Raw genomic sequence first — 15,654 nt, forward strand, 5'->3', positions numbered from 1 at the left:
GGTTAAGACCGGCCTTAAAGTCTCGTAAAGCCGGATCGGTCATGTTAGCCGGCAGTGGAGGGGTGGCGTGGGGGCTAGCCAGTCGAGGCCGACATATTGCCGGTAACACGCCTGATCATCGTCTTTCTGATGCTGGGAAGCTTCGCGCTGCTCTTTGCCGAACTGGTGCGCCAGTCCGAAGAAACGAGCTTCCGGCCGCAGCCCACGGCGTCGCGCTGTGGTGACGCAGCCGGAGCGCCATGTCCGCAAAGGGCGCTGTAGCGCTGTAACCTGATCATCCTTTCGGAGGACCGGCGGCATTGGCGGCCGCTTCGGTGCGCGACATCGCGCGGCAGTTTCTCTCCTTAAAAGCAGTGGCCGGTCGGCCACCGCGAATTGCGGCCGCGAGCATTTCGGCCTCAACGGCCTGACGCGTCCGGCATCGCGGCTAAACCTCTTTCCTGGCTGCTCACTGAGTCACCACCGCATCGGGCGCATCAATGGGCGAGCCATGGCCGTATCCACGATAAGATATTGACTGTATGTTTAGTCATAGTTATTCCTGAGGTCGAGAATTGAGTTGGACAGCCGGGTTCCAGCCGGTGAATGGCCACAATAAAGGGGGGAATATCTTGACTGCCATGCGGCTTGCCGTTGCCGGCGCGCCGCAAATGCGATGTCGACGGCCTTTCTCGTGCCGTCCATCGGCATTGTCGCGGCCATCTTTTCGTCAGCAGGAAACGGACTTGGGGCCGTAGTGCCGCCGGTCCCAACAATGGGAGCATGCAGCATGAACTGGAAACTGACCGCGACGGCCATCGGCCTGTCGTTGCTGACTGTCACGGGCGTGGCCCGTGCCGAAGGCGAGCTCAACATCTACAATTGGGGCAACTACACCAGCCCCGACCTGATCAAGAAGTTCGAAGAGACCTACAAGGTCAAGGTCACCGTCACCGACTATGATTCCAACGACACCGCCTTGGCCAAGGTCCGGCAGGGCGCCTCCGGCTATGACATCGTCGTGCCCTCGGCGAGCGTCGTGCCGGTCTGGATCAGCGAAGGTCTGCTCTTGGAGACCGATCCCAACAAGATGGAAAACTTCAAAAACGTCGATCCCAGATGGGTCGATGTTCCATTCGATCCAGGCCGTAAATATACCGTTCCATGGCAGTGGGGCACGACCGGCATTTCGGTGAACAAGTCGGTTTATGCCGGCGACCCGAACACATCGGCGATCTTCCTCGACCCACCCCCCGAACTCGTCGGCAAGATCAATGTCGTACCCGAAATGGGTGACATCATGTTCCTCGCCATTGCTTACGAGGGTGGCAAATATTGCAGCAGCGACATGCAGATGCTGAAAAAGGTGCATGACAAGCTGGTGGAGGCGAAGGCGAAATGGCTTTCGCTCGACTATGCGGCTGTCGATGGTCTGGGCAGGGGCGACATCGCCGCGGGCGTCAACTGGAACGGCATATCGCTGCGCGAGCGGCTTGAGAACGACAAGATCGTCTATGGCTATCCCAAGGAAGGCTATCCGATCTGGATGGACAATGTCGCTGTCCTCAAGGACGCCAAGAATGTCGACAACGCCAAGCTGTTCCAGAACTTCATCATGGATCCGCAGAATGCGGCGCTGATCTCAGCCTTTGCGCGTTATTCGAACGGCATCAAGGGCTCGGAAGCCTTCATGCCCGACGACATGAAGACCGCGCCGGAAGTCAACATTCCCGCCGAGTTCGCCGCCAAGGGTCAGTTCATGCAGGCCTGCCCGCCGGATGTGCAGGCGCTCTACACGAAGATCTGGACCGACCTGCAGAAATGAAATGACTTCCCGCGCCGCTGCATGCGGCGCGGTCATCTCCCGTCCATGCCAAACGCGATGCGCAGATCGCAGGAGACTTCCCATGACCGATCTCGACCTTTGCTACATGCCGGCCGGCGAGGCGCTGCGGCTGTTCAAGGCGAAGAAGCTTTCGCCTGTCGAACTGATGCAGGCCACCATCCGCCGCGCAGAGGCAACCAAGGCGACGATCAACTGCTTCACCTTCACGCATTTCGACGAGGCGATGGACCTGGCTGGGAAGGCCGAGGCGAAATACGCCAGGGGCGCCCGGACCGGGGCGCTCGAGGGGTTGCCGATCGGCATCAAGGACGAGAGCTACATCAAGGGCAAGCCGACCTCGCACGGCTCGCTGCTGTCCGGGGATGCGATAGGCGGCCATACCTCGACGATGAACGAGCGCATCATCAAGGCCGGAGGCATTGTCCATGCCCGCACAGCGACGCCTGAATTCAGCTGCGCCGGCTATACCTGGTCGAAACGCTGGGGCGTGACGCGCAATCCGTGGAACCCGGATTTCACACCCGGCGGTTCGTCGGGCGGTGCCGCGGCGACGCTGGCATCCGGCACGTCGTCGATCGCCACCGGTTCGGACATTGCCGGATCGATCCGCATTCCCGCGTCGGCCTGCGGTCTTGTCGGCTTCAAGCCGCCTTACGGGCGCAATCCGGACGAGCCGCCGTTCAACCTCGATTTCTACTGCCACACCGGACCTTTGGCACGAAACGTCGGGGATGCGATCCTGCTGCAGAACGTGATGGCCGGGCCAAGCCCGCTCGACATCGCCACGCTGCGCCCCAAACTGCGCCTGCCCAGCGACTACAAGCCGATCAAGGGCTGGAAGATTGCTTTCTCGATGGACCTCGGTTCTTTCGAAGTGGACGCCGATGTGCGCAAGAACACGCTTGCCGCCTGCGACGTGTTCCGCTCGCTCGGCGCCACGGTCGAGGAAGTCGATCTGGGCTGGGGCGACGACGTGCTCAGGGCGGGCATGGCCTATCTCGAACATCTCTTCGGCGCTTCGCTGTCGCAGCTGCTCAAGGAGCACGGCAAGGACATGACGACCTATGCACGTCAATTCGCCGAGGACGGGCAGAAGTCCAAAGCCACGGATTTTGTCGGAACCCTCGATGTGGCGGCCAGGATGTACCAGACGCTGGGGCCGCTGCTTGAGACTTATGATGTGCTGGTCTGCCCGACCAACGCGCTTCCCTCCGTGCCGGCGGAGTTCGATCAGACCACGGGCACGGTCGAGATCAACGGCAAGCAGGTGAACCCGTCGCTTGGCTGGGTGATGACGACGCCGTTCAACATGATGAGCCGTTGTCCGGTTCTGTCCATCCCTTCGGGCCGGGCGGCAAGCGGCGTGCCGACAGGCATCCAGATCGTTGGCCGCACCTATTGCGATGCCGATGTTTTCCGCGCGGCCATGGCCTATGAGACGGCCAAGGGGCAGTGGTACACAAACGCCGAAACGCGCCCGTCGCTATAACAGGGCGCTGCGGCCCTTGCCGCACCGGTGCTTGATCCGCGGTCTCGGTTGTGGTGAGCCGGCGCCGGACATCTCGAATAGACGGATCCGTGGCGGCGCCGGTGATCGCCGCCAGAAGGTCCGAAAGGAGCTGGACGAAGATGGCGCAACAAAAGGCCGCGGCGGCAAAACGCAAAGGCGCAATGGCGAAGAATGGAAGTGCGGCAAACGATGCCGCGCCGCCCAAGGACCGTCGGCGCGAACGCGGCGAAGCCAGCGTGCAGCGGATCATCGACGCCACCATCGAGCTCATCGCGGAGGAGGGGCTGGCAAGCGTCACCATGCAGCGCATCGCCGAACATGTCGGCTCGTCCAATGCCCTGGTCGTCTTCCATTTTCGCAGCAAGGAGAACCTGTTTCGCGCCGTCCTGCAGTATCTCAGCGATCGCTATGACGAGCTGTGGGTGACGTTGGTGCGGGCGCCCGGCCTGTCTCCGGTTGAGCGGGCCCTGGGCGCGGTCGATTGCGCGCAACGTTTCGCCCGCCAGCACCCGAAATGGGTTTCGGTCTTTGTCGTGTTCTCCAGCGACCGCAAGAGCATGCAGATCTACGACGAGATCGGCCTTCCGAGCGATCTCGCCTACACCGCCGAGGCGCGCGAGCTGCTGATCGAGATTTCGCGCAGCGGCGGTTATACCGGCGTCGACATCGACACGCTGTCGGAGAGCCTGAATTATCTGGTTCATGGCGCCTGGTATTGGGACCATCTCAATCCGTCCAGCCGTGACACCAACGTGCTGCGCAAGACCATGCTGCTCCTGCTGCATCAGGCGTTCCCGCGGCATTTCGAACTGATGCGCTAACCGCTTCAGGGCTGCCGCAGATGGCAGCCGGCCTGCCGCTTCTGTTCCAGATACTCGTCGACAAGCTGGCGGTAGCGCACCTTGCCGAAGCTGGGGAAATGGCCGCCATGCACCACCGAGACATCGAGGTCGCGCATACACAGCAGCGTGGCGACATAGTCACCGACAACCGAGTGGTAGACGTCGTCGATCAGCGGGCCGTCATAGATGATGTCGCCGGATAACAGGATGCCCGTCCTGTTTTCGTAAAGCGCGATGCCGCCGGGTGAATGGCCGGGCGTGTGGATCACCTCGAAGGCCCGGTCGCCGAGATCGACGATATCGCCATGGTCGAGCAGACGGCCGGCGGGTGCGGGCAAAATGCCGTAGCGCGCCGTGTCCCAGCCTTGCGGCATGCGATCGAACATCTCGTCGGTCGCATAGGTGCCGGCTGCCGTCCATTCGTTGCGCGGATCGGCGAGGATGTCGGCCTCGGCGGCGTGTACGCAGCGGTCGGGAAATTCGTGATGGCAGCCGATATGGTCGAAATGCGTATGGCTGGCGACGCAAATCAGCTTGCGCTCGCTGACCAGCGGCACATGACGCCGAAGGCTGAAATGGCCGAGCCCAGTGTCGAAGAGGAGATCGCGGTCGCGGCCGCGCACATGCCACATGTTGCAGCGGAAGAACGGTTTTATCCATGGCTCGTGGATCAAGGTCACGCCATCGCTCATGCGGATGGTCTCGTACCAGTCTGGTGCCTCGATGACCGCGAGCGTGCCCATTTCAATCCGTCAGCAGAATGATCTGGTCGGTATCGCACGAAACGGCAACCGTGTCGCCCGGCCGGACGGTAGCTATCGCGGGCAGCCTGGCGATGAAGTGAAGCGAGGGGTCTTCGACGGAGACGGCGAGCACGCGTTTGAAGCTGCCCTGGAAAACGATGTCGCTCACTCTGGCAGTACCGAGTTTGACGCTGCCTGCAGCCGCGCCGAGCACAAGATGCTCCGGTCGTATGGCCAGCACAACGCCAGAGCCCACCGGCAAGGCGCCGGGTACCGAGACCGGCCCGACCGGCGTCGCGACAGTGCCTGTCCGGTCCCCGGCCTCCGTGACCGTGCCGGCAAGGATCGTGCTTTCGCCCATGAAGGTCGCCGAAAAGCGTGTCGCCGGCCGTGCGTAGACGCGCTCGGGCGGGCCTTCGTCCTCGATGCGCCCGTCATTCATCACCACGCAATGGTCGGCCAGCGCCATCGCTTCTTCCTGGTCGTGGGTGACGTGGATGAAGGCGGTGCCGACGCGCTTCTGGATTGCTTTCAACTCGTCCTGCATCTGCCGGCGTAATTTGAGATCGAGCGCGCCGAGCGGCTCGTCGAGCAGAAGCACCGCCGGCTCGATCACCAGCGCCCGCGCCAGAGCCACGCGCTGCCGCTGGCCGCCGGAAAGCTGGTGCGGTTTCTTGTCGAAAGCAGCGGCGAGACCAACCAGGGCCAGCGCCGCGCGCGCCTTTGCCGCCCGCGTCGCGCCATCGACCCCCTGCATGCGCAGGCCGAAGCCGACATTGCTGCCGACACTCATATGCGGGAACAGCGCATAGTCCTGGAACACCGTCGTCGTCGGGCGCTTGGCCGGCGGCACGGACGTGCAGTCCTCGCCACGGATGAACACCTTGCCTTCGCTGGGCGTGACGAAGCCGCCCAGAATGGACAGCAGCGTCGTCTTGCCGGACCCAGAGGGGCCAAGCAGGATCGTGTAGCTGCCGGGCTCGATTTGCAGCGACACGTTCCTCAGCACCGTATGCTGGCCGAAGCGATGCGAGACGGAGCGAATATCGACCAAAGGCGCAGTCATGCCTTTCTCCTGCGCAGCAATGTCAATTCGAACAGCACGACCAGCACGATGGAAACGGCGAAAACCAGCGAGCCGACGGCGTTGGTCTTCGGGTTGAGGCCGGAACGCAAGAGGTTCCAGATTTCGACCGGCAGCGTGGTGTCGAAGCGGGTGAGCAGGAAGGAGATCACGAACTCGTCCCAGGAGAAGGTCATCGACAGGAAGAAGCCGGCGAAGATGGCCGGCGCCATGACCGGCACGGTGATCAACAGCAGCACCTTCCATTCCGGCGCGCCGAGGTCGCGCGCGGCGCGTTCGATGTTGATCTGGTGGTCGCCCATCTGGCTGTAGATGATGGCAAAGCACAGCGGCAGGTTGATCACGACATGGCCGATCCCTGCCGCAAGCAGCGATTTCGGCAAGCCGGCCCAGTTGAACAGCACCAGCAGCCCCATGCCGATGATGAGATAGCTGACCGTCAGCGGCAGCGTGATCAGCCCGCGTAGCAGGCCGGAGCCCGGCAGGACGAAACGGGCAAAGCCCCAGGCGGATAGGAAACCGAGCGTGGCGGCGGCGAGCGACGAGATGGACGCGACCAGCAGCGAATTGACCAGCGCCGAGGTCAGCCTGACGTCGGAGAGCACCGCGTCGTACCAGCGCAGCGATGGGCCGGTGAAGGGCGGGATCGGAAACGACGTTGCCTGCAGCGAAAACAGCACCAGCACCACCACCGGCAGGAAGATGAAGCCGTAGACGGCGATCGCGTAGAGCCAGGAGGCGATGCGGACAATCCTGCGCATCTCAGGCCCGCTCGATCTTCAGCCAACGGGCGCAGGCGAGGTAGGCGATGGTGACGACGGCCATCAGGATAATCGACAGCGCCGAAGCCAGCGGAAAATCGCCGCGCCGGCCGATCTGCATCATCACCAGCTGCGGCATCAGAAGCTCGTTGTTGCCGCCGAGAATCTGCGGCGTGATGTAGTCGCCGATGCACAGCACGAAGGTGAGGAAGGCGCCGACCATGATGCCGGGCAAGGTCAGCGGCAGCACGACATGCAGGAAGGTGCGCACCGGCCCGGCGCCGAGATCGGCGGCGGCTTTGCGATAGCTCGGACTGAGCTGCTTGAGGTTGGCAAAGATGGTCAACGTCAACAGCATGACGAAGAAGTGCACGAAGCCGGTGACGGTGGCGAAACGCGTGTTGGCGAGTTGCAGCGGCTCGCTGATCAGGCCAGAGCCGGTCAGCGCCCGGTTGACGACGCCGTTCTGCGCCAGCACCAGCAGCCAGGAGTAGGAGCGCACGACATAGGATGTCCAGAACGGCAGCACGGCCAGCATCAGCGCCAGCCGCTGCCAGCGTTCCGGCACCTGTTCGGCGAGGATCCAGGCAAAGGGGTAGGCGAGCAGCACCGAGATTACGGTGACGATGGCGGTCACCTGCAGCGAGTTCACCATTGCCTGCCAGTAGGAGGGGTTGGTGAAGAACTGGCTGTAATTGGACAGCGTGAGGCCACCGCCCTCATGCGCCGTCAGGCTGGAAAACCCCATGGCGATGAAGGGCAGCACGAAGAACAACAGCGTCCAGCCGAGCGCCGGCGTGACCAGCGCCCAGGGCAGAGTAGAACTCGCCCGGGTCAGAGCACGGCCCGCCCGGGGCAGGGGGTTATTTGCCGAGCTGCTCATGAGCGGTATCGGCTCATTTTGCCTGCAGCATTTCGGTCCACATATCCTGCATCTTCTTGTCGAGATCGGCGTTCGGCGCCGGATAGGCCTGGGCGCGCGCCAGGAAGCCCGGCTGCTCGTCGAAGCGCAAAACCTTCTTCTGGTCGTCGGTCAGAGCCGCCTTGGTGTTCGCCGGCATGCCCCAGTAGCAGGAGGAGGTGGCAAGGCGCGCCTGGCCCTCCGGGCTCATAATGTACTGGATGAACTTCAGCGCCATGTCCTTGTTCTTGGAATCCTTGAACATGGCCAGCGACTGCGACCACAGCACCGCACCCTCCTTGGGGATGGAGAAGTCGAGCGCCGGGTTTTCCTTGGCCAGGCCCGCCGTCACCCATTCGCCGCCGCCGACCAATATGTCGACCTCGCCGGTCGCAAGCGCCGTCTGGCTGGCGGTCACTTCGCCGACCAGTTTGGCATTGGCCTTCATCTTCAAGAGCTCTTCCTTGAGGGCAGGCAGGTCGGCTTCGGTGAGCTCGGCCGTCTTCTTGCCGATCGCGAGCGCGGCCATGCCGATGACCGGCAGGTAGTAGTCGTAGATGGCGACCTTGCCCTTGTACTTGTCGCCGGTGAGTGCTGCCATCGACTGCATGTCGGCGGGGTCAACCTTGGTCTTGTTGTAGCCGATCGTGTTGTAGCCGAACTTTTCGGTGATGCCGTAGCGCTTGCCGCCGACGACGGTGGAGCCGTCCATCTTCACCTGCGGGAACAGATCGGCCAACGGCAATTTGTCGTCCGGCAATGGCTCGAACAGACCCTTTTCGACGCCGCGCGGCACGTCGATGCTGTCGATCACCATCACGTCCCAATCGCCCGGCTGCGACTGCTCGACGATGGCCAGCCCAGCGCCGGTGCCCTCGAACTCCTTGACGTTGACCTTGACGCCATTGGCCTCCTCGAACGGCTGCAGCAAGGCCGGATCGGCATGATCGCACCAGATCAGCGCGTTGAGGTCGGCGGCCTGCGCGCCCGTCGAAAGCAGCAGCGCCGCGGCTGCGGCAGCTGTGCGCAAACGGGTCCTCAGGATGGAAAGCGGATTGCTGGCTGTGTGTGACATCGAGTGTTCTCCCTTGCCTTTGTGGCTTCTTGCAAAAAATTGAACCAATTCTAAAATTGAGTCAATTCTGTTTTTATGGCAAGAGGCTGACATGAGCGGATTGCGGGCAAGGCAAAAGGCAGACCGGCACCGACGCATCATCGAGGCGGCGGCGGAACTGTTTCGCGAGGCCGGCTACGAAGGCGCCAAGATCGAGGCGATCGCCGCCCAGGCCGAGGTCTCGGTCGGCACCATCTACAATTACTATGAAAACAAGGGCGACATCCTCGGCGCCATCGTCTCGCTGGAGGTCAACGAGGTGCTGAATGCCGGTCAGGGCGTCGTCGCCCGGCCGCCGGCCAATGTCGGCGACGCGCTGGACACGCTGATCGGCATCTATATCGAGCACTCGCTGCACTATCTCAGCAAGGAGATGTGGCGGCAGGCGATGGCGATCTCAACGCAACTGCCCGATAGCCCGTTCGGCCAAGCCTACACCGCGCTCGACCGCGCGCTAACGGAACAGATCCGCGCCCTGATCGTCCGCCTGCAAGCGCTCGGCCTTGTGCGGCAGGACATCGACGGGGCAGCGCTCGGCGAACTGATCTTCAACAACATGAACATGATGTTCATCGAATTCGTGAAGCGCGATGCGGCGAGGATTGCGGAATTGCGGGCGGCGGTACGGAGGCAGAACAGGATTCTGGTGGCGGCGATTGCGGTGTGAGTGGCAGGAAAGGGCAGGAGAAAGCGTTGCTTCCGCATAAGACCTGGTTTCAGATGCAGGTCGGCTCTTGAGTTGAATTTAAAACCTGATACAACTTATAGGAGCAAAAACGGGGGAGGGGTAAATGGGGACGTTTTCTATCTGGCATTGGGCGATCTTGCTGCTGTTGATCGGCGTGCCTGTTTTCTTTGCTGTTCGATCAGCCGCGAAGCCGTCGCAGAATCCCGAGGCTCTTGTGGGCTTCGGCGGATGGTTAATGCTGCTGGCGATCGGTCAGACGTTATCACCGTTGCGCACACTTGCCGACTTCGCCAATTCGGCCGACGGCTACCAGCAACTCATGACCCTCCCGAACGGACCCCTGGCGGTGTATGGCGAACTTGCTCTCAATCTGGCATTTCTGGCGCTTCAGCTGGTTGTGCTCGTTTCGATGCTGCGGCGAAGCCACCGCTTTCCGCAATTGTTTCTGCTCCAGTGGCTGGCGATTCCTGTCGTTTTCATCCTGGACACGATCTGGGTTGCGTCAGTTCTGGGCGTTCCGGTGAGCCTGGTGCTCGCAGGCGATGCGCTGGTGGCCCCGATAGTCTCGTTTGTGCTGACAGGGCTCTGGGTCGCCTACGTCTACAAGTCCGTCAGGGTCCGGAACACGTTCACCGGGGTTGGGGCATCCACCCAGGTCGCGAGCGTGTCATAAAAGACAGCAAACTTGGAATATTTGGAGCATCACGGGCTCGGCGAACTGATGTTCATCGAATCCGTGAAGCGCGAGGGGGGAGAACCCGAACTGCGCGCGGTGATCGGCAGGCAGAATCGGATTCAGGCAGAATCGGATTCAGGCAGACGCGCGTCCTGCATGAGGTGCTGTTAAACGCGTTGCGGGAAGTCACCGGGAAGGAAGTCGAGTTCATCCGGTGGAACATTACTGGGCCGGTGCCTCCTACGGCGGGGTAGAACCGACTGCAAAGGCGACGGCTGTGCCCCATAACGGGTCAAAAAGTTTGGCATCTAAATTGCTCTGACAGGTATGGGGTGGGCGAGAGCCCGTCGCTTCGCAAATGGAGCGGCGGGTCTACTCTACCAGCGACTGTCGAATGGCCACGGCAGCAGAATGTACCCGCTTTTCAGCAGAAGCTGACGGAACAACCGTGCGCGCACAAAGTTGGATTGCAGGAAGCACCGCATGCCGGCTTCTGCAGCCCGTTTCGTGTCACCGGCAATGTGGGCGGGACGGGCTGTTTTGCGTTGGTGACTACTTGTGGGTGATCCAATCCAACAAGCCAACATCGATCTGCTCGCACCCGACATATTCGCGGACCAGGCTCTCTGCCAAATCGCGCCATTGACATTCAGGCACGCTCATATCCCTGACCAGGGCTCGAAATGCAGAGCGAAGAATATCAGCATCGAAGGCGGAGACGGAAGCAGGAGTCGGGTCCGGATCTTCCCAACCTCGGGCCATGTCATCGCGGTGACGTTGGCGGAGGCGCTTGAGCAGTTCGCGCGAGGCCTCGATTGCGCGCCGGGAGTGATCCATATCACGGCGAAATGAGGCAGTTCCGGCCAGGGAATGGTGCCGCAACCGAAAGCTGGTTTCTATAGCCGCGCGTGCGACTTCCATATGCGTTTCAACCATCGCGGCCTCCCTTCCTCGCAAGGATTTATTTACTCTCTTCTCACGCGTGACCCAAGAAGGATTCAACGTACGGTTTGATACGCAAGGGCCGGGCGCAGATGGGCGCGGATCGCGGCGGCGGCGTCTCTAACGAGCATTCGGACGTGAGCAAGCTGTTCAAGCAAGACGTGCATTCGCGCTCGCTCATGATATCCGCTTTACCAAGCTCAACGGGATATTACGGGCGTGAAGCCTGTAACTGCCGAGGTCACCCGTTGGAAGTTGATGGGCCTGGGGGCCTTGGGCGTCACTGGCATGGCTGCGGCGGCGCCGGCCTCGCATGTCACAGCCTATTGGGCCGATATCTGGCGCGTGCTGCGGGGCGAGTGATTGATATCACGCGGCAGGGGCCAATGCCTCATCTATTTGCCGTGCGGCTCCAACCTTTGGCGGTCGGCCTCAGCGGCATGCCAATCTCGGTCAATCGAACCTTCTGCTGCCTTGTGGAAATATTGAGAGCACACGAGCCAGCCTTTAAGCGGTCGAAGCAACAATATGCATGCCCCGATGGTCAGGGGCAGGCTTGTGAGAATGTGTATCCAGAAAGGTGGCTCGAACCGCAACTGAAGCCAAAGAGCAAAGGCAAGGGCCGGGAATGCAACTATCGACATTGAGAAAAATGCAGGCCCATCAGCCGGGTCGGCAAAGGAAAAATCGAGCCCGCAGACATCACAACGTGGAGCAAGCTTCAGGTAACCTGCGAACAGGTGTCCCTGCTGACATCGTGGGCACTGGCCCTTGAAACCGGTCAGGATCGGGTTTGTGGTTTCGTTGTAGTCAGTCATGACCGGCAACGCGGCGGACTCGGCAATAGTTCCGGTCCGCTGTGGATGGGCGCCCTTAGCGCGATGTCATCCAGGACAGGAGGCGGGAGCTCGACGAGCTGCCAATGCGGGTTGGAAAAAGCGGCAGCGTGCCCGCTGCCGGTCGAGGCACCCAAGCCTCGGCCGGTCCGCCTCTGCCCGGAAGTGGGGGCGGCCCCACTGAAACTCCGATTTTTGCAGGTCAAGGGAACCTGGTTCTGAAAATGAAGTTTGGTTGCTAGCTTGGCTTAGCCCCCCGCCAAGTGGTCTCGAGGCTGGGCTCGTCATTGCTGATCAGTGACGGGCCTTCGCGTTGACGCTGCTACGCCAACCCTCTGCCAATGACGCAACCGCGAAGGCCTTGTTTGGGTCCGACTAAAGCCCGATGCCGAGGCGCAAAGGTCTGACCCCTGAAACAACACAGCCTTTTCGACATTGGGAACGTGGCCGTCGATCATCGTCCCTTCATCGCCGGTTCGTTGATTACCCGCCACGGCTCGCTTGGCGTGGCGGGTAATCATTCACGGAGAGCGCATGCAGCTTGGCCAGATCATTGCGAACGCATTTGCAGCGGGGTTGGTCGCCGTCCTGATAGCAGTCGCGTTCCTGATCTTCGGAAAGCCGCTCTGGCCTGAACGAAACGTCCGGATGGTAATCATCCCGCCCGTCCATCGAATGACGACCACCGCCATTCACAATACGGGACCCGACCTGCCAACCAAGTTTGATTTGAACATTGTGCGGCCGAGACCGCTTACCAATGAAGGGACATGAGGGCTGCCCGATGATTTAGGGGTTCTTAGCGGCAGCGCGCCCCGCGCTGCTGGTCGAAGAAAGGGCAACCTTGGTCGGACCCGCATCGGTACTCACCCAAGTGGTCCGGGCCTACTTGATGGAACATCAGGTAATGCTAATGGTTATGGCTTGGCAGGGACCGCCCTCCCGGCACGTCCTCCTTGGACACGCCCGCCGCTGCCGTGAATGGGGCAGCGGGTGGCAGTTCAGAACCGATCCTCAACCACCTCGCTGAACGGCATCACGAGCACCGTTCTGCCGCTCTCGTCCGTGACTTCGAAGCTGCAGTCGAACCAACTGCGCATCGTGTCCATGCGAGTGTTGAAAACGAGATCACGCGCGTTCGCCAATGCATGGCCGTGCACGGCGCTGTCATCGGCCAGTTCGTCGCCCTCGTGGTCGGGGATTAGCCTTCCCCGGCAGCGCACGTTCATGAAGTAGCGCAAGTGCCCCTCTCATTGCTCTCGCTTGATGGGGAACTGGAACACGTTCGAGTATTCCCTCTCGGCATAACCATAGGCCTGTCCTGCGATCGATTCCAGCTTGGCGCGATCCTTCAGCAGGATCTGACCACGCGTGTTCTTGATCGCACCGACGCCCTCCAGCATCTGCACCGCAAGGGTCACACCGGGGCGACGCGCGCCCAGCATGATGCTCATGAACTCATGAGTTACAGGCATGTCGTCCTGTTCCAGCCGATCATGGGTCATAAGCAGCCAGCGCGCCAGCCGCTCCTCGATGGAGTAGCCAGCATTGGCATACGCGGTCTGACTGACTTGCACGATGAAGGTATGCACGAAGCGAAGAAGAAGCTCGCGCAGCGTGGGGCTGTGGTCCATCGCCGCCTGCAACTCGGCCGCCCCAATACGAAATGCTTCACCCGCAGCCTGAACCATGCAGGTATGAGGCGTGCGGTCGACGCCGAGCACGACAGAAATTCCCGCGAGGCCCTCTGATCCGACCATGCCTACCTCAAACCGTCCTTCCTCAGTGTCGGCGACAATTGAGGCAATCCCTCGTTCCGGGAAGGTTACATGCGTGATCTGCTGCTCCGCTTTGAACAAGTGTTCGCGGACCCCCAACGTGACCGGTTCGAGATGCGGCGCGATGAGCGCGAAGTCATCTGGCGACAAAGACGTCAGTAGCCGATTACGGATGTGCGGTTGATGAAGCTGAGCCACGCTCTCGCCTCCCAGTTTGGGGCAAGAGCACCGCATCTCAGCTATCTCTCAGTCGCCTGCGCCCAAAAAGTTAGCAGGCGATGGAGATTTATCCTCCTGAAACCGATCAGTGGCTACATTTAAACGTCAAACCAGCCGTTGGGTACGATTCGTACAATGGCTCCGTTGCTATGTTGCGGGCGGGAAGAGACACGGCGCGCTGGCCTCTTCAAACCGTAAGAACTTTTTGTCGTCGGGTGAAGAACGCACATGAGACCGGATTGCGGCGGCGTCTCTGACTTCCATGCGAACATGAGCAATATCGTCGAGCAGCGCACGCATTCGGGCCCGCTCATGCGCAAGGCTGGCGCGCAGGGCACGTGCTAGCTCCAGGTCATTCAGCACGGTGTCAATGGCGTTCATAGGCGGGTCAAAAGCGAGGCGTAGGTTGGTTTCATACCAAGCCATATCACATCCAAGTTACCCTTTAGATGGAACTAAAGTTCTGTCCCGCCGTTGCTTTGGCCGACGTAGGGGGCCTCATGAGCGACATTGCTATTCTGGTCGTCGAAGACGAACCCCTGATCCTGCTCGACCTTGAAACAGCTTTGCAGGAAGCTGGCTTTCTCGTCGTAGGAGTGCCGAATGCCGAAGCCGCCGTGGAGGCGTTTGATGAGGATCCAAGCAAGTTCGCCGGCCTCCTTACGGACATTCGCCTCGGCTCAGGAGAATCTGGGTGGGAAATAGCCAGGCATGTAAGGCGAGGCAACTCAAGCCTACCTGTGGTCTACATCAGCGGCGATAGTGCAGATTTGTGGGGGTCTGAAGGCGTCCCAGACAGCGTGATGATCGTCAAGCCATTCTTCCTCCCCAGATTATTACGGCGCTGTCGACACTGCTCAATCAGCAACACCCAACAGCAGCGAACGGAGGCGACCCTCTCATTAGAGCAAGTCCGCGTATTGGAAGGCGAACACTGCTTCAGTGGGCGGATCACTATGTGCACCTACTTCGAAAGCCCCATAGCCCACCCCAGAGACAAGGCTAACGCGAACCCAATACAAACAGCCGCCAAGATCCACATTGTTGCTATCTCCGCTCGTTATGCGGGTAACAATGCAGAAAGGGATCAATGGTTGCACGCGGACGCGCGGCGCCTTGTCGACGTTGAGCCTCTACAGAACGGTTGCCGTAGGAATTGTCCTTGGGCGGGGCGACTCTTAAAAGGTGTCGCAATGGCAGCAGGTCGAACTCGGCGACGATAGATTTAATTGCTTGAATCTGTCATTTCGCACTGTGCTGGTGCCCCCGGACGGAATCGAACCGCCGACCTTCGGTTTACAAAACCGCTGCTCTACCAGCTGAGCTACAAGGGCACGGCGCTCCGGTTAGCATATTTGTTGCGCCAGTAAAGACAAAACTCCGTTTTTTCCTGGCATGCCGCGTGGCCCGTCGGCGAGGGCATCCTGAAAAGCCCTAGATTGCTTCCTACATCTGGGGAAGGTGCAATCGCTTTGCGCAGAGGTGTCGCATGATCAGATTAGTCATCATTCTCCCGATCATCTTCGTGGCCTGGATGCTGCTGGTGAAGATCATCAGCGATGTGAAGAAGGCCAATGTCGACTGGACCGGCGTCACCACCATCATCGGCTTCATCGCGCTGGCCTTCTGGCTGCGCCATGTCACGGGGATGGGGTGAGGAAATAGGGGAATAGGGGAATAGGGGAATAGGGGAATAGGGGAATAGGGGAATAGGGGAATAGGGGAATAGGGGAAT

18 protein-coding genes, 1 tRNA gene and 1 pseudogene are annotated in these 15,654 nt (G+C 60.8%); 9 read left to right on the forward strand and 11 right to left on the reverse strand.

Translation table 11 applies throughout. The features are described 5' to 3' along the window. The first annotated feature begins 769 nt into the window (after positions 1-769). From NKI66_RS08360 to NKI66_RS08370, 3 genes are all read left to right on the forward strand, one after another. Positions 770-1,804, forward strand: a complete 1,035-nt coding sequence (locus NKI66_RS08360) for an extracellular solute-binding protein (RefSeq protein WP_023812115.1) — start codon at positions 770-772, stop codon at positions 1,802-1,804. An 82-nt stretch (positions 1,805-1,886) separates the two neighbouring features. Next, positions 1,887-3,314 (forward strand): amidase, encoded by a 1,428-nt coding sequence (locus NKI66_RS08365; RefSeq protein ID WP_352552289.1) that lies wholly within the window; start codon positions 1,887-1,889, stop codon positions 3,312-3,314. Between the two features lie 140 nt (positions 3,315-3,454). Continuing rightward, positions 3,455-4,156: a TetR/AcrR family transcriptional regulator gene (locus tag NKI66_RS08370; RefSeq protein WP_352751394.1), complete on the forward strand. Its 702-nt coding sequence runs from the start codon at positions 3,455-3,457 to the stop codon at positions 4,154-4,156. A 5-nt stretch (positions 4,157-4,161) separates the two neighbouring features. Here NKI66_RS08370 and NKI66_RS08375 read toward each other — a convergent pair whose 3' ends face one another. From NKI66_RS08375 to NKI66_RS08395, 5 genes are read right to left on the reverse strand one after another with little or no spacing between them, the layout of a single operon-like run. Continuing rightward, positions 4,162-4,920 carry an MBL fold metallo-hydrolase gene (locus tag NKI66_RS08375; RefSeq protein ID WP_352629453.1) on the reverse strand — a complete coding sequence of 253 codons (759 nt, stop codon included), beginning with the start codon at positions 4,918-4,920 and terminating at the stop codon, positions 4,162-4,164. Between the two features lies 1 nt (position 4,921). After that, positions 4,922-5,986, reverse strand: a complete 1,065-nt coding sequence (locus NKI66_RS08380) for an ABC transporter ATP-binding protein (RefSeq protein ID WP_352751396.1) — start codon at positions 5,984-5,986, stop codon at positions 4,922-4,924. After that, positions 5,983-6,765, reverse strand: a complete 783-nt coding sequence (locus NKI66_RS08385; protein ID WP_352751398.1) for an ABC transporter permease — start codon at positions 6,763-6,765, stop codon at positions 5,983-5,985. Before NKI66_RS08385 ends, NKI66_RS08380 begins: the two co-directional genes overlap by 4 nt. A gap of 1 nt (position 6,766) precedes the next feature. Then, complete coding sequence (locus NKI66_RS08390; protein WP_352751400.1) at positions 6,767-7,648, reverse strand: ABC transporter permease; 882 nt, start codon at positions 7,646-7,648, stop codon at positions 6,767-6,769. A gap of 13 nt (positions 7,649-7,661) precedes the next feature. Then, a complete protein-coding gene (locus NKI66_RS08395) occupies positions 7,662-8,741 on the reverse strand; it encodes a polyamine ABC transporter substrate-binding protein (RefSeq protein ID WP_352751402.1) in 1,080 nt (359 codons plus the stop codon). A gap of 91 nt (positions 8,742-8,832) precedes the next feature. Here NKI66_RS08395 and NKI66_RS08400 point away from each other — a divergent pair, with 91 nt between their 5' ends. After that, positions 8,833-9,447, forward strand: coding sequence for a TetR/AcrR family transcriptional regulator (locus NKI66_RS08400; RefSeq protein WP_352629460.1), 615 nt, complete (start codon positions 8,833-8,835; stop codon positions 9,445-9,447). A gap of 124 nt (positions 9,448-9,571) precedes the next feature. After that, the gene (locus tag NKI66_RS08405) at positions 9,572-10,141 is read left to right on the forward strand and encodes a DUF2569 family protein (protein WP_128305852.1); all 570 of its coding nucleotides are present in this window, start codon (positions 9,572-9,574) and stop codon (positions 10,139-10,141) included. A 555-nt stretch (positions 10,142-10,696) separates the two neighbouring features. On the opposite strand, the gene NKI66_RS08410 is transcribed toward NKI66_RS08405, so the two are convergent. Beyond that, positions 10,697-11,080 carry a hypothetical protein gene (locus NKI66_RS08410; protein ID WP_127291343.1) on the reverse strand — a complete coding sequence of 128 codons (384 nt, stop codon included), beginning with the start codon at positions 11,078-11,080 and terminating at the stop codon, positions 10,697-10,699. A 213-nt stretch (positions 11,081-11,293) separates the two neighbouring features. Here NKI66_RS08410 and NKI66_RS08415 point away from each other — a divergent pair. Continuing rightward, a pseudogene (locus tag NKI66_RS08415) lies at positions 11,294-11,449 on the forward strand (DUF1515 family protein); the annotation flags it as partial. Between the two features lie 32 nt (positions 11,450-11,481). Here NKI66_RS08415 and NKI66_RS08420 read toward each other — a convergent pair. Further along, positions 11,482-11,904: a DUF983 domain-containing protein gene (locus NKI66_RS08420; protein ID WP_127291340.1), complete on the reverse strand. Its 423-nt coding sequence runs from the start codon at positions 11,902-11,904 to the stop codon at positions 11,482-11,484. A 552-nt stretch (positions 11,905-12,456) separates the two neighbouring features. On the opposite strand from NKI66_RS08420, the gene NKI66_RS08425 reads away from it, so the two are divergent. Further along, entirely contained in the window at positions 12,457-12,696 is a 240-nt protein-coding gene (locus NKI66_RS08425) for a hypothetical protein (RefSeq protein WP_127291337.1), read from the forward strand. A gap of 227 nt (positions 12,697-12,923) precedes the next feature. On the opposite strand, the gene NKI66_RS08430 is transcribed toward NKI66_RS08425, so the two are convergent. The 3 genes from NKI66_RS08430 to NKI66_RS08440 all read right to left on the reverse strand — a co-directional run bounded on the left by NKI66_RS08430 (position 12,924) and on the right by NKI66_RS08440 (position 14,345). Further along, complete coding sequence (locus NKI66_RS08430; RefSeq protein ID WP_127291335.1) at positions 12,924-13,163, reverse strand: DUF6894 family protein; 240 nt, start codon at positions 13,161-13,163, stop codon at positions 12,924-12,926. Between the two features lie 9 nt (positions 13,164-13,172). Next, positions 13,173-13,898, reverse strand: a complete 726-nt coding sequence (locus NKI66_RS08435; protein ID WP_127291332.1) for a Crp/Fnr family transcriptional regulator — start codon at positions 13,896-13,898, stop codon at positions 13,173-13,175. A gap of 168 nt (positions 13,899-14,066) precedes the next feature. After that, complete coding sequence (locus tag NKI66_RS08440; RefSeq protein WP_352736706.1) at positions 14,067-14,345, reverse strand: hypothetical protein; 279 nt, start codon at positions 14,343-14,345, stop codon at positions 14,067-14,069. A 74-nt stretch (positions 14,346-14,419) separates the two neighbouring features. On the opposite strand from NKI66_RS08440, the gene NKI66_RS08445 reads away from it, so the two are divergent. Continuing rightward, on the forward strand, positions 14,420-15,142 hold the full coding sequence (locus NKI66_RS08445; protein WP_352751405.1) for a response regulator: 723 nt from the start codon (positions 14,420-14,422) through the stop codon (positions 15,140-15,142). 35 nt (positions 15,143-15,177) lie between these two features. On the opposite strand, the gene NKI66_RS08450 is transcribed toward NKI66_RS08445, so the two are convergent. Further along, positions 15,178-15,253, reverse strand: a tRNA-Thr gene (locus NKI66_RS08450). 155 nt (positions 15,254-15,408) lie between these two features. Between NKI66_RS08450 and NKI66_RS08455 the strand changes: the two genes are divergently transcribed. Further along, positions 15,409-15,576, forward strand: coding sequence for a hypothetical protein (locus tag NKI66_RS08455; RefSeq protein WP_127268088.1), 168 nt, complete (start codon positions 15,409-15,411; stop codon positions 15,574-15,576). The last annotated feature ends 78 nt before the right edge of the window (positions 15,577-15,654 follow it).

The sequence above is a fragment of the Mesorhizobium sp. M0518 genome (assembly GCF_040321125.1).
Taxonomy (GTDB): Bacteria; Pseudomonadota; Alphaproteobacteria; order Rhizobiales; family Rhizobiaceae; genus Mesorhizobium.

Excerpts from the sequence above, each read along its gene's own strand:
- NKI66_RS08360 (WP_023812115.1), top strand. The coding sequence starts at position 770 with ATGAACTGGAAACTGACCGCGACGGCCATCGGCCTGTCGTTGCTGACT.
- NKI66_RS08365 (WP_352552289.1), top strand. The coding sequence starts at position 1,887 with ATGACCGATCTCGACCTTTGCTACATGCCGGCCGGCGAGGCGCTGCGG.
- NKI66_RS08370 (WP_352751394.1), top strand. The coding sequence starts at position 3,455 with ATGGCGCAACAAAAGGCCGCGGCGGCAAAACGCAAAGGCGCAATGGCG.
- NKI66_RS08375 (WP_352629453.1), bottom strand. The coding sequence starts at position 4,920 with ATGGGCACGCTCGCGGTCATCGAGGCACCAGACTGGTACGAGACCATC.
- NKI66_RS08380 (WP_352751396.1), bottom strand. The coding sequence starts at position 5,986 with ATGACTGCGCCTTTGGTCGATATTCGCTCCGTCTCGCATCGCTTCGGC.
- NKI66_RS08385 (WP_352751398.1), bottom strand. The coding sequence starts at position 6,765 with ATGCGCAGGATTGTCCGCATCGCCTCCTGGCTCTACGCGATCGCCGTC.
- NKI66_RS08390 (WP_352751400.1), bottom strand. The coding sequence starts at position 7,648 with ATGAGCAGCTCGGCAAATAACCCCCTGCCCCGGGCGGGCCGTGCTCTG.
- NKI66_RS08395 (WP_352751402.1), bottom strand. The coding sequence starts at position 8,741 with ATGTCACACACAGCCAGCAATCCGCTTTCCATCCTGAGGACCCGTTTG.
- NKI66_RS08400 (WP_352629460.1), top strand. The coding sequence starts at position 8,833 with ATGAGCGGATTGCGGGCAAGGCAAAAGGCAGACCGGCACCGACGCATC.
- NKI66_RS08405 (WP_128305852.1), top strand. The coding sequence starts at position 9,572 with ATGGGGACGTTTTCTATCTGGCATTGGGCGATCTTGCTGCTGTTGATC.
- NKI66_RS08410 (WP_127291343.1), bottom strand. The coding sequence starts at position 11,080 with ATGGTTGAAACGCATATGGAAGTCGCACGCGCGGCTATAGAAACCAGC.
- NKI66_RS08420 (WP_127291340.1), bottom strand. The coding sequence starts at position 11,904 with ATGACTGACTACAACGAAACCACAAACCCGATCCTGACCGGTTTCAAG.
- NKI66_RS08425 (WP_127291337.1), top strand. The coding sequence starts at position 12,457 with ATGCAGCTTGGCCAGATCATTGCGAACGCATTTGCAGCGGGGTTGGTC.
- NKI66_RS08440 (WP_352736706.1), bottom strand. The coding sequence starts at position 14,345 with ATGGCTTGGTATGAAACCAACCTACGCCTCGCTTTTGACCCGCCTATG.
- NKI66_RS08445 (WP_352751405.1), top strand. The coding sequence starts at position 14,420 with ATGAGCGACATTGCTATTCTGGTCGTCGAAGACGAACCCCTGATCCTG.
- NKI66_RS08455 (WP_127268088.1), top strand. The coding sequence starts at position 15,409 with ATGATCAGATTAGTCATCATTCTCCCGATCATCTTCGTGGCCTGGATG.